Origin of the sequence: Sphingobacterium endophyticum (genome assembly GCF_009733535.1) — a bacterium.
Classification (GTDB): Bacteria; Bacteroidota; Bacteroidia; order Sphingobacteriales; family Sphingobacteriaceae; genus Sphingobacterium; species Sphingobacterium endophyticum.
This window is the reverse complement of record NZ_SMMI01000003.1, coordinates 144663-156474: the sequence shown is the minus strand read 5'-3', so window position 1 is coordinate 156474 and position 11812 is coordinate 144663. Positions and strand designations below refer to the sequence as shown.

The following is an 11812-nucleotide window of genomic DNA, read 5'->3' as shown; positions in this document are numbered from 1 at the left end:
ACAATAAAGGTCTGTTTTTTTGCTACGATGGAATTTAATTATAAAAAAGAATTAACTAAGATTCCCCATAAACCTGGGGTCTATCAATATTTTGATAAGGATGATACACTGATCTATGTCGGAAAAGCTAAGGACTTAAGAAATAGGGTCGGTTCTTATTTTGTGAATGAAAATCAGCTCAATAGTAAAACTCGTGTATTGGTCCGCAAGATCAATAAAATTGCTTTCACCATTGTGGACACGGAAATTGATGCTTGGTTATTAGAAAATAACCTGATAAAAAAACATCAACCCCGGTATAATGTAATGTTGAAAGATGACAAAACCTATCCCTGGATTGTCATTAAAAATGAACCTTTTCCTAGAATCTTCTGGACAAGAAAATATATTAAAGACGGTTCTCGATATTATGGACCTTATGCATCCGTAGGTATGATGCATATAATCTTAGATATGATTAGGGAGCTGTTTCCGTTAAGAACATGTAACCTTAGCCTAACCCAAGAAAATATTTCTAAAGGCAAATTCAAAGTTTGTTTAGAATATCAGTTAGGAAATTGTTTGGGTCCTTGCGAAGGTTATCAAACTGAAGTTAATTATGATCAGAACCTCGCTGACATTAAAGATATCTTAAACGGAAAGATTGCTGTTGTTACTAATCGACTCAAGGAGCAGATGAATATGGCAGTTCAGCAAATGGATTTTGAAGCTGCACACAAATTTAAGGTCAAGCTCGATAAGCTTTCAAATTATCAAAGTAAGTCAACAGTCGTAAGTTCTTCGATAACCAATGTTGATGTATTCAGCATTGCTTCCGAGGATAATTATGCCTTTGTTAATTTTCTAAAGGTTGTTAACGGTGTGGTTATTCAGACTCAAACCGTAGAATTAAAAAAACGTCTAGATGAAACTAATGAGGAGTTGCTGGCAATCGCCATTCCACAATTGAGATCAAGGTTTAGAAGCCATTCTAAAGAAATTATCGTGCCATTTGAACTCGATATTGAAGGAAATGAAGATATAAAATTCAATGTTCCAAAATTAGGGGACAAGAAAAAATTATTAGAACTCTCACAGAAAAACGTAGCCTATTTCAAAAAAGAGCGATTACTTCAGTATGAAAAGTTAAATCCTGAAGTAAAGACCGAGCGCATATTAAAGCAAATGCAAAAGGATTTGAGATTGCCTCAATTGCCTCGACATATTGAATGCTTTGATAACTCGAATATTCAAGGGAATTATCCAGTTTCTGCGATTGTCGTTTTTAAGGATGCAAAACCGTCCAAGAAGGATTATAGACATTTCAATGTAAAGACAGTTGAAGGACCAAATGATTTTGCCACGATGGAGGAGGCTGTTTTTAGGCGCTACAGAAGACTTTTGGATGAAGATCAGCCATTGCCACAGTTAATTATTATTGATGGAGGGAAGGGGCAATTGAGCGCCGCATTGAAGAGCTTAAAGTTGTTGGGTATTGAGAAGCAAATGACGGTTATCGGGATTGCCAAAAGATTAGAAGAACTTTATTATCCCGGAGACCAGTATCCGATGTATCTGGACAAGAAGTCTGAGACTTTAAAAATAATTCAACATTTAAGAGATGAAGCCCACCGATTTGGAATCACTTTTCATAGGAATCAGAGGAGTAGAAAAACATTTGTTTCCGAGCTTGATAACATCCCCGGAATCGGAAAAATAACCGTTGAGAAGTTATTGAAAACTTTTAAATCCGTTAAAAAAGTGCGTGAAGCTACAGATGAAGAATTGATGAAGGTGTTGAATTTAAAACAGCTACAATCTTTGAAGAATTATTTTTCTGAAAAGAATAAGGTGCTATAAGAATCCCAATTCCAATTTAGCTTCTTCAGTCATCATGTCTTTTGTCCATGGCGGATCGAAAGTCAATTCCACGATAGCTTCATCGATTCCCTCAATGGCTGCAACTTTTTGTTGAACTTCATTCATAATTTCCCCGGCTACAGGGCAGGCTGGGGCAGTTAAGGTCATTACGATCTTAGCCTGCTTGTTTTCCTTTGTTATAATCTCATAAATCAAACCTAAGTCTAAAATATTTGCTGGTTTTAATTCCGGATCATATACTGTAGCGAGTACTTCTTCAATCTTTGGAGCTAATCCCAAACGGTCCATTATAATGATATTCATATCTTTAAATTTTATTCTGCCAACACTTCTGAATAAATTCTCTCCAATTCACCCATTACAATCTGTTGGCTATATTTTTCAACATATTCTTTTCGGCAATTATCTTTTATTTCATTTATCTGATCTGCCGGTAGGGAATTCCATTCTGACAGTGTTTGCACTAAGTTAATATGATTGTGCGGGTCGAAAAGCAATCCTGTATACAAAGGTACGACCATTTCAGCTAAAATGCCAATATTGCTGGCTATGACTGGCGTTCCTAGGGCGTAGGCTTCTAAAACGGCCAGAGGCATGGATTCATAACAGATGGAAGGAACAATAACTGCTGATGCGGAAGCAATATGATTACTGAGGCTTTGTTTATCTTGAAAGCCTAAATATTGCATATTTGGACTATTGCTGCAAATAAGCTCAACCTCTTTTTGCAAAGGTCCTGTACCAAAAATTTTGATATTATGGTTTGTTGCTTTCCATGCATGAAGCATAGGAAGGATACCTTTTTCTTCCGACAATCGCCCAACATACACAAAATAATCACTCGGATAAACTTTGCTAACCTCTGCAACCTTGACGAAATTTGGTTTTACCACAAACTTGTTGTTAGGGATGTTTAATTTTGATTTGATGAAAATGGATTTAGAAAAATCCGAAAGTGCTATATAACGGTCTACTAAATTAAAAGTGCCTCTTTTCCTATGTACCCAATAAGTAAATGCCGTCCAGAATGTTTTGAAATAAGAATTCTCCAATACTTTCTTTTTTACTGCATCCCATGGAAAGTCTTCATTTATTGATTTGAGAAAAATATTGCCATTATAAAATAGTGTTGCTGATGGACAGATTAGTCTAAAGTTATGTAAGGTCATAACCATGGGCACCTTCAGTTTTTTGATATGAAGGATAAATAAAGGTCCAAGAGCATAATGTATATTATGGATATGTATTATATCCGGCTTGAATTCTTCTATTTTAGCTTTTATTTTTTTGACTTCTGGCCAATTGATCGGATATAATAGATATTGGATATAACCTTTAAGATCTTTTACATTACGAACAGTATATAACTCTACTTCATGATTTTTTCTCAATGCCTCCATTTCCTGTCCCATTACAAAATCTTCTCCGCCAATATGTTGGTATTGATTATGAATGATGAGTATGCGCATATGTAGATTTCTTAAATTCATCGCAATTTACACAGTAAATGGCTAAAATCAAATCCTTAATCTAACGCTATTAGGCCTCAAAATTGTTATCTTCGTCTTCATATTTAAATATTATGTTCGAACAGCATCCCTATGGTAAGTTAATTAGTGAATACATTCAAAATGAAAAGTATCCTGTTCAACCTGCCGACTTATATAACCCGATCAAGTATATTCTTTCTTTATCTGGAAAACGTATCAGACCGATGTTGGTTCTGATGGGGGCAAGACTATTTGGAAAGGAAGATTTAAAGGAGGTTGTGCCAGCTGGTATTGCCATAGAATACTTCCATAATTTCTCTTTGATCCATGATGATATCATGGATAGAGCACCTTTGAGAAGAGGGCAGGCCACAGTTCACCAAAAATGGAATGATAATGTTGCAATTTTATCGGGGGACGCACTGTTAGTAAAGGCTTATCAAGAGTTAGGAAAAAGTCCCGCAGATAGAATACCTAGTCTGTTGCAGGTTTTCAATAAAATAGCACTAGAAGTTTGCGAAGGACAGCAGTTAGATATGGACTTTGAGAAAATTGACCATGTCTCTGAGGATGAATATTTAAATATGATTCGTTTGAAGACCTCGGTCTTATTAGGAGGTGCATTACAAATGGGAGCTATTTTGGCCTATGCTGATGAGAAACAACAACAGTTAATCTATGATTTTGGAGTCAATTTAGGGATTGCCTTTCAGCTACAGGATGATTATTTAGATGTTTATGGAGATCCTTCAGCATTTGGTAAACAAGTAGGAGGAGACATTCTTTGTAACAAAAAGACTTACCTAAGAATAAAAACGGAGCAATTAATTGATGGGGAAGCAAGGGCAGAATTTGATGATTTATTATCGTCAGATACAATTGAGGACGGTGAAAAAGTAAGTAGGATGAAAAATCTATATGCAAAATTTCAAGTAGATCGATATGCTGAAGACATTAAGTTACGCTATACTGACCTGGCATACAATAAATTGGAGCAAATTAGCGTTTCAGAACCGCAGAAGGCAGAATTGAGAAAGCTTGCAGATACCTTAATGCACCGTACGCGTTAATTATGAAATTTGCTATGTTTTTTATAATTTGGTGAATTCAGTAAAAGATTATACAGAGTAAAGAACGTCAATGGAGCCATTAAAAATCACTATATTTCAAGCATATCTATTTTGGGAGAATGTCGATAAAAACCTTCAGAACCTTGGTTTGAGATTGTCTTCATTGCGTGAAAAAACAGATTTGATCATTTTGCCTGAAATGTTCAACACAGGATTCACAACCAATGTAGAAAAATGTGCGGAAACAATGAATGGCAAGACCATGCATTGGCTCTATGAAACTTCCAAAAAATTTGAATGTGTCGTTGCTGGTTCTTTAATTATTGAGGAAGATAGCAAATATTACAATCGTTTTGTTTGGATGTCTCCAGATGGAAGTTTTGTTCACTACGATAAGAGGCATTTGTTCACAATGGCAGGGGAGGACAAAATATTTACTGCTGGTCAATCCCGTATTATTTTTCAATTGAAAGGATGGAAGATTTGCCCGATGATATGTTATGACCTGAGGTTCCCAACTTGGTCAAGAAATCAAAATGCAGCTTATGATTTAATGGTTTATACAGCTAGTTGGCCAGATAAGCGCTCGGCACATTGGAGGGCCTTAATTCCTGCAAGGGCTATTGAAAATCAAGCTTTTGTAATTGGTGTCAATCGTGTTGGCCACGATGGAAAAGAAGTGTACTACTCTGGTGGCTCGATGTGTATATCTCCTAATGGCGATGTGGTATACTATAAACCTGAAGATGAAGATCTTTATACTTTTACCTTAAATCCGAAAGATTTAGAAGATAGTAGAGAACAATTCCCATTCTTGAAAGATCAAGATCAATTTAAAATTTTATAAATTTTATTAATCCTTGTAAGGTCTTTCTAAGATAGCTTGTTGAATTACTGCATGCCGTAAATCGAAATGCTGGCCTTCGAGGACCTCTATTTCAATTCTTTTAGTTGCTGTTTTAGATTTTTCTTGTTTTATTCTTTTCTCAGCAGCAATTCTTTGCTGTTCTAATTTCCTTTGTCTGGCAATTTCAATTTCGTCATATTGTGGGATGTCTCGAGATAATTCCTGATTTTTATGACTTACTAAAGTAGTTTTTAAAACAGTTTTTACGGGTTTGGCTGCAGGAACTGGAACTGGTATTTCTTGAAATGGACTATCCTTTTGGAGTTGTTTTTTAAGCTGCTCCATCCTTTTTTTTGCTTTTTCTTGCTCTTCCTTGTATCCTTGATAGATCTTATAGATAACACTGCCAATGATAATCAGAGCTATTAAAATAGGATTGTCCATATCTATAAAAATAGCTAAATTTTTTATGAGTTTATTAAATCCTAATAAAATAATTTGCAAATACAGCAATTAATGATTTAATTGCATCAACAACTTATTACCATTTTAACCGAATATGATGACAAATGAAATTTCTTACGCGAGTGAATTCTATTCTTTCTTAACGGGGAGAGTTTCTACGGCAATCGGAAGACGATTGCAACGAAACTTTAAGGAAAGTGGATTGCATATTACCGCTGAACAATGGAGTGTACTGTATTACCTTTGGGAATCAGAGGGATTAAGTCAGCAAGATATTGCTAAATTAACGTTTAGGGACAAACCTAGTGTTTCTAGGTTGATATCAAATCTGGAAAAACAGAAGCTTTTGGTTCGGGTTTGCAGTTCTGGAGATAAACGTGCTAATCAAATCTATTTAACCGCCCAAGGTCATAAGATTAAAGATAAGTGTATGCAACAAGCAGAAAAAACTATCTCTGAAGCTTTGTCTGGAGTTGATAGAGGTTCTATGCAACAAGCCCAGCAAATTTTAGAGATAGTTTTTAACAATTTAAAATAGGCTGTTAGTCAAAAACCTCTGGAGCGAAATCGCTTCGATTGTTAACTAATTTACCAGTATTTTTAAAGTATATATCTTGGAAGCTTAAGGTCGTCTGACTATCTACTTTACGGAAGAATTTGTCTGCATTGACTTCTTCAAGACTATTAAATCCGCAGGCTTCCATGATTTCTACCGTTGCACGTAAAGTGTTACGGTGGAACTGTGCTACGCGAACATATTTGTCGTCTACGTTCAGACCTTTATATAAATGCGGCTGCTGCGTCGCAACACCTACAGGACATACATCCTCGTTGCACTTTAATGCTTGGATACATCCCAAAGCGAACATCATACCGCGAGCACTGTAACATGCGTCGGCACCTAAAGCAATTACTTTAAGGATGTCAAATCCAGTTACAATTCTACTTGAAACAATTATTTTAATATGTTTCTTCAAGCCAAAGTTGATTAATGTCGTTGTTACAAATGCTAGTGCATCATAAAGTGGCATCCCTAAGTTATCAGTAAACTCTAATGGAGCAGCTCCTGTACCTCCCTCTGAACCGTCGATGGAAATAAAGTCTGGCATAATCTGCGTTTCTTGCATCGCCTGACATATCTCAATAAATTCTTGCTTATCGCCAATACATAGTTTAAAACCTACCGGTTTAAAATCCGAAAGTTCACGCAATTTCTGAATGAAATGCATCATTTCAACAGGAGTTTTAAATGAGCTGTGTGCAGGTGGAGACATGACATCAGTTCCCGGTACCACATGACGGATCGCAGCAACCTCAGGGGTGTTCTTAGCGGCCGGAAGGATACCTCCATGCCCAGGTTTCGCACCCTGTGATAACTTTAATTCTATCATCTTCACATATGGACGGGATGATTTCTCACGGAATAAATTAGGTTCAAAATATCCATTTTCATCACGACAGCCAAAATACCCGGTACCAACTTGCCAAATTAAGTCCCCACCACTGATATGGTATTGGCTGATACCACCTTCTCCTGTATTATGAGCGAAGTTTTGCAAGGCTGCGCCTTTGTTCAATGCTGTAATCGCTGTACGGCTCAACGCACCATAACTCATTGCCGAAATGTTAAATACACTTAAGCTATATGGCTGTTTACAGGAACTGTTCCCTACCATCGTGCGAAGATTATGATCTTCGATATGGACAGGAAAGATACTGTGAGCAGCCCATTCGTTTCCAACAGCCTGAGGATCACTCTGCATACCGAAGGCAACCGTTTCCCTTTGGTTTTTTGCCCGCTGATAGACGATTGAACGCTGACGTCTGTTGAAAGGTCTGCCATCGGTGTCTGATTCCCAAAAATACTGTCTTAATTCAGGACGGATAGATTCCAAAAAATAACGAAAATATCCGACCAATGGATAGTTCCTTAAAATCGCATGCTTTGTTTGGAAACTATGATACAAGGCGATAATTAAAAGTGGAAATGGTATAAGTAGTAACCAGAACCATTTTGGTGTAAAGATTATACCAAAGGAGATGATTATTAAATTGATTAAAATAATAGTCCCAAGGATGAGTTTTCTTACCTGCATGATGTAAATATTATGCTAAACTTATTATAATTTATTTTACCACAGTTTAGGTTCCGCTATAAATGTGCCATAAAAGCTGAGAACCACGTAACCGGTTATTTGCATGCAAAATTAGCAAGTTCAATGGGTATTAAGAAAAAATAAACAATAAGAAATACGATTTACCGAATTCCTAATTTTATGAATTATTCTCTCTTGTTTTAATAATAAGGTCTGACATTTTTTGGTAAATAAGTTGCCAATCAGGATGGGAACTAATAAAGTTGAAATGCGTTGACATCGTGGTTTTGTCATTTCTTACCGCTGGACCTGTCTGAACGTCCTTCGGCTCATGATTCTGCACCTTTTCTGCCGTTTCTTGGATGATGGGCCGAATAAGATCAAATGATAAATCATGCGCTTTCAACAATTCAAAAGCAACCTGAAAAAGAGCATTGCTAAAATTATTTGCGAATACAGCTGATACATGTAATGCCAGTCTTTGCTGAGAATCACATGGGAATACATGATCCGAAATCTCAGTTGCTAATCCATACAAAAGCTCAAATGACAGCGGATTATTTCCTTCCACAGCAAATGGCGTATGCTGAAGATCCAAATCCTTATGTTTAGAAAAGCTCTGTATAGGATAAATGACGCCGTAATTATTAAACTGGGATAGAAGGGAAATATCTGTTCCTCCTGAACAATGAGCCACTACTCCAGTTATATCTTTTGGAAGATAATCTATCACTTCTTTCAGAACATGATCAGATACCGCTAGCAAATAAAAATCTGCTCCTAGATTGATATCCTTTAATTCATTGATCCCTTCACTGGAAAGAGCAATAGCCAATGCATTCGCATTGGCTATTGTATGGCTGTATACTTGCAAAATTTGATGTCCTGCATCAGCGAATGCTTTCCCTAAATGGGTGGCAATATTACCGCTTCCAATCAGGACAATCCTCATTATGCAACTTCTTTAGAATCTTTATTTCTATTATCTTTTACTCTTCTGTAAATGGCCATTCCAAAACCGATGGTCATAACGATAGTACCACACCAGAAGAAATTGATATAAGGGAATTTTATTGCTTTAAAAACTACCCATTTTTTTTCAGGAAGAGGTTTTTGATAGGCCATTAATTCCAACTTGTTCTTCTCAGGCATAATCTTCGTAAATCTAAAACGAAGACCCTGTTCAGGAACGTCCTTGTAAAAATCAAATGTATTGCCGCCTTTGATTAAGAAAACAGGCTCGACCAATGACTCCTTCCCGTCAGCTGAAACAACTTTGATTTTCATTCCAACCAAAATATCGTCTTCTGCTTTAGGCATGTTTTCCAATTTAGCGTCTTTATTAAGACCTTGGATTACATAAAATCCGTTTCTATATCGTAATGTATCTCCAACATTTACTTCGTATGTTGCCGGTTCGTCATATTCTTCAAATCCCGCTGAACCGACCTGTTCTTCAGATTGTGCCGGTTTCTGTGAGTCTGAGGCCGCCGCCGTAATTAAAGTGTAGATATCATGGGTAAGGAAATGTTTTGTTCCAGGAGTACCAATTAAACCTCCCATTTGCGGATTGTTTTGCGCGAATGGCATTAGAATAAAAGATTTTTTTACATTTCCTGTTTCCTCATCAACTTCTTCGTATTTAATCTTATAAAATACATTGGGTCTAGCTACCGAATCGCCAATATAGGTGATCTTATATTTCCCCATATTGACAGGCTCTCCTTCTGTAAGGAATAAGTTGTCTCCAGGTTTTTCGACTTGGTCAAATCCTGCAACAGCAATGTAATTACTATTATTTACAGAAATAACTTCATTCGTTGCAGCAGCAATCAATGCTCCAATCAACAATAATCCGAAGCCAATATGCGAAACTGCTGAACCTGCTAAACGCCATTTTCCTTTGAATGAATCTCCTAAAACTCGCAAGTTCACCAAAATACAGAAGATTGAGGTGAAGGTAAGTAGGATAAACATAATGTTCGTGTAGATATGAGTAAAGTACACGACAACTGCAGATATGATTAATGCAAATATTAAGGAAGCAATTGTTGCAGCCCAGAATTTTTTGCTATCTGTCCTTTTATATTTTAAGAATTGGGTAAAGGCAGTTAATAACATGACAACAACTGCAAAAGCACCTTGCCATTTATTGTAATGTGGAATAGGATCAATAGGAGGGGCTACTTTAGTTCCAAATAAAGCATTGAATACCGGAATGGAAGTCGTAGCAATCATCTGAACACAAGCAACTGTTAATACTAATGCCCCAATAAATAACCAGAATTCTCGGGAATAGATTTCTTCCTCTTTTTTGGTGCTAGGCATTTCTTTTTTCCTGGATACCAATAAGACGATCATAATGATTAAGAAAATCAAATTGAAGATAATCAGCTGACCAGACATTCCTAAACTGGTAAAGGAGTGAACAGAAGTTTCTCCCAAAATACCACTTCGCGTTAGGTAAGATGCATAAATCACTAAAACAAAACTGATCATCGCTAAGAATACCGCTGTGAAATAGGCATGTCCAGTATTCTTATAAGCCACCATGACGTGTACGGCAGCAATTAAGGTTAGCCAAGGGATAATAGAAACATTTTCTACAGGGTCCCAGGCCCAGAATCCACCAAAGTTTAATGCTTCATAAGCCCAGAAAGATCCCATGATAATTCCAGCTCCTAAGATCATCACCGCAAAAAGGGCCCATGGTAAACCTGGATTAATCCATTCTTTATAGCGTTTTTGCCAAAGTCCTGCCGCAGCATATGCAAATGGAACGATCATCGAAGCAAAACCCAAGAATAAGGTAGGAGGGTGAATAACCATCCAATAATTCTGTAATAATGGATTTAACCCGCGACCATCCTTAATCATGTTCAAATAGTTAGGGTCTTTTAAAATCGGCCAGTCCATCGCTTCACGTAATAAAATGAAGGGAGAACTTCCAATTCGGGATCCGAATATTTCAACGCCTAAAAGCATTGATGCTAAGAATAATTGACAAAGCATCACAAAGGTCATCACCGGACTTTCCCAACTTTTCGCCTTAAAAACAAGGATTGATCCCATAACCACTTGCCAAAACATCCATAACCAAAAACTCCCTTCTTGTCCTTCCCAGAATGATGAAATAATATAATGGGTTGGAAGGGTCATCGATGAATGCGCCCAGGCATAATGATAGACAAATAAATGATTATAGATAATATAAAATAGCGTGGCCCCAATGACAACGATGGATAATGCATTTAGCCAAAATCCGATACGCCCCAATTGTTTCCACGATTTTTCTTCTGGATATTTTGTAGCAAAGAAATAGGAAATGAAGGATAATAGTGCAGCTCCAAATGATAGGACTACGAAAAACTGTCCAATTTGACCTGGAAGTAGATTTTCTCCAACGTAATTTACGTCCATAGAATTTTAAGGTAATGAATTGTTAATTAACAGATGCGGTTGCAGGTGTTGAGGTTGTTTCAATAACCTCCATTTGATCCTGATTGTATTTCGAAGGACATTTCATCAATATCTTACTTGCATGGAAAACACCGCCTTCCATTTTTCCAGTCAATACGATTTGTTCAGACCTTTCAATATCCTGTGGTTTTGAACCATTGAATACAACCTGGCATTCTGTACTGTCATTGTCATACATATAAAAGGAAAAATGATTTGCATCTTTCACCGGATCGTAATGTAAATCTTTTTGCTTATTCAATACGCCTACAACATAAATCTCGGTCTTCTTTTCCTTCGCTTCTGTAAATGTTGAATATGTACTAGAATCGGTATAGATCACAAGTATCATCGCAATAGCTATCGCTATAATTACAATTAAAATGATCGAACTTTTCTTCATCTTTATTAGAATAAATAATAATCCAACTGCAAAATTACAAAATACTACTCCAAGGAATGAATTTAGCAAAGAAATTGAACTATTTAGAATAATTCTAATTTACCTACCCGTAATTTGTTAAT

11 protein-coding genes are annotated in these 11812 nt (G+C 36.6%); 4 read left to right on the top strand and 7 right to left on the bottom strand.

Features of this window, described 5'->3' with window-relative positions; translation table 11 throughout:
• Positions 1–27: 27 nt before the first annotated feature.
• Positions 28–1839 (top strand): excinuclease ABC subunit UvrC, encoded by a 1812-nt coding sequence (gene uvrC, locus E0Y80_RS03680; protein WP_156306063.1) that lies wholly within the window; start codon positions 28–30, stop codon positions 1837–1839.
• On the opposite strand, the gene E0Y80_RS03675 is transcribed toward uvrC, so the two are convergent.
• Positions 1834–2163 (bottom strand): metal-sulfur cluster assembly factor, encoded by a 330-nt coding sequence (locus tag E0Y80_RS03675; protein WP_156306062.1) that lies wholly within the window; start codon positions 2161–2163, stop codon positions 1834–1836. The genes uvrC and E0Y80_RS03675 overlap by 6 nt on opposite strands.
• Before the next feature lie 11 nt (positions 2164–2174).
• Entirely contained in the window at positions 2175–3350 is a 1176-nt protein-coding gene (locus E0Y80_RS03670; protein WP_156306061.1) for a glycosyltransferase family 4 protein, read from the bottom strand.
• A gap of 92 nt (positions 3351–3442) precedes the next feature.
• Here E0Y80_RS03670 and E0Y80_RS03665 point away from each other — a divergent pair, with 92 nt between their 5' ends.
• Together E0Y80_RS03665 and E0Y80_RS03660 are read left to right on the top strand one after the other, a co-directional pair.
• Positions 3443–4420 carry a polyprenyl synthetase family protein gene (locus E0Y80_RS03665; protein WP_156306060.1) on the top strand — a complete coding sequence of 326 codons (978 nt, stop codon included), beginning with the start codon at positions 3443–3445 and terminating at the stop codon, positions 4418–4420.
• A gap of 70 nt (positions 4421–4490) precedes the next feature.
• A complete protein-coding gene (locus E0Y80_RS03660; protein ID WP_156306059.1) occupies positions 4491–5267 on the top strand; it encodes an amidohydrolase in 777 nt (258 codons plus the stop codon).
• A 6-nt stretch (positions 5268–5273) separates the two neighbouring features.
• Here the strand turns inward: E0Y80_RS03660 and E0Y80_RS03655 are convergent, their stop codons facing one another.
• Positions 5274–5771, bottom strand: a complete 498-nt coding sequence (locus E0Y80_RS03655) for a hypothetical protein (protein ID WP_156306058.1) — start codon at positions 5769–5771, stop codon at positions 5274–5276.
• 55 nt (positions 5772–5826) lie between these two features.
• Here E0Y80_RS03655 and E0Y80_RS03650 point away from each other — a divergent pair, with 55 nt between their 5' ends.
• Positions 5827–6270 carry a MarR family winged helix-turn-helix transcriptional regulator gene (locus E0Y80_RS03650; protein WP_197091476.1) on the top strand — a complete coding sequence of 148 codons (444 nt, stop codon included), beginning with the start codon at positions 5827–5829 and terminating at the stop codon, positions 6268–6270.
• A gap of 4 nt (positions 6271–6274) precedes the next feature.
• Here the strand turns inward: E0Y80_RS03650 and E0Y80_RS03645 are convergent, their stop codons facing one another.
• From E0Y80_RS03645 to E0Y80_RS03630, 4 genes are all read right to left on the bottom strand, one after another.
• Positions 6275–7828, bottom strand: coding sequence for an FMN-binding glutamate synthase family protein (locus tag E0Y80_RS03645; protein ID WP_156306057.1), 1554 nt, complete (start codon positions 7826–7828; stop codon positions 6275–6277).
• Positions 7829–8006: 178 nt separating this feature from the next.
• Positions 8007–8780, bottom strand: a complete 774-nt coding sequence (locus tag E0Y80_RS03640; RefSeq protein ID WP_156306056.1) for a Rossmann-like and DUF2520 domain-containing protein — start codon at positions 8778–8780, stop codon at positions 8007–8009.
• Positions 8780–11248 (bottom strand): cytochrome c biogenesis protein CcsA, encoded by a 2469-nt coding sequence (ccsA, locus tag E0Y80_RS03635; RefSeq protein ID WP_156306055.1) that lies wholly within the window; start codon positions 11246–11248, stop codon positions 8780–8782. Before ccsA ends, E0Y80_RS03640 begins: the two co-directional genes overlap by 1 nt.
• Before the next feature lie 22 nt (positions 11249–11270).
• The gene (locus E0Y80_RS03630; protein WP_156306054.1) at positions 11271–11690 is read right to left on the bottom strand and encodes a cytochrome c maturation protein CcmE domain-containing protein; all 420 of its coding nucleotides are present in this window, start codon (positions 11688–11690) and stop codon (positions 11271–11273) included.
• Between the last annotated feature and the right edge of the window lie 122 nt (positions 11691–11812).

Coding starts and splice junctions, on each gene's coding strand:
- uvrC (WP_156306063.1), top strand. CDS start 28: ATGGAATTTAATTATAAAAAAGAATTAACTAAGATTCCCCATAAACCT.
- E0Y80_RS03675 (WP_156306062.1), bottom strand. CDS start 2,163: ATGAATATCATTATAATGGACCGTTTGGGATTAGCTCCAAAGATTGAA.
- E0Y80_RS03670 (WP_156306061.1), bottom strand. CDS start 3,350: ATGAATTTAAGAAATCTACATATGCGCATACTCATCATTCATAATCAA.
- E0Y80_RS03665 (WP_156306060.1), top strand. CDS start 3,443: ATGTTCGAACAGCATCCCTATGGTAAGTTAATTAGTGAATACATTCAA.
- E0Y80_RS03660 (WP_156306059.1), top strand. CDS start 4,491: ATGGAGCCATTAAAAATCACTATATTTCAAGCATATCTATTTTGGGAG.
- E0Y80_RS03650 (WP_197091476.1), top strand. CDS start 5,827: ATGATGACAAATGAAATTTCTTACGCGAGTGAATTCTATTCTTTCTTA.
- E0Y80_RS03645 (WP_156306057.1), bottom strand. CDS start 7,828: ATGCAGGTAAGAAAACTCATCCTTGGGACTATTATTTTAATCAATTTA.
- E0Y80_RS03640 (WP_156306056.1), bottom strand. CDS start 8,780: ATGAGGATTGTCCTGATTGGAAGCGGTAATATTGCCACCCATTTAGGG.
- ccsA (WP_156306055.1), bottom strand. CDS start 11,248: ATGGACGTAAATTACGTTGGAGAAAATCTACTTCCAGGTCAAATTGGA.
- E0Y80_RS03630 (WP_156306054.1), bottom strand. CDS start 11,690: ATGAAGAAAAGTTCGATCATTTTAATTGTAATTATAGCGATAGCTATT.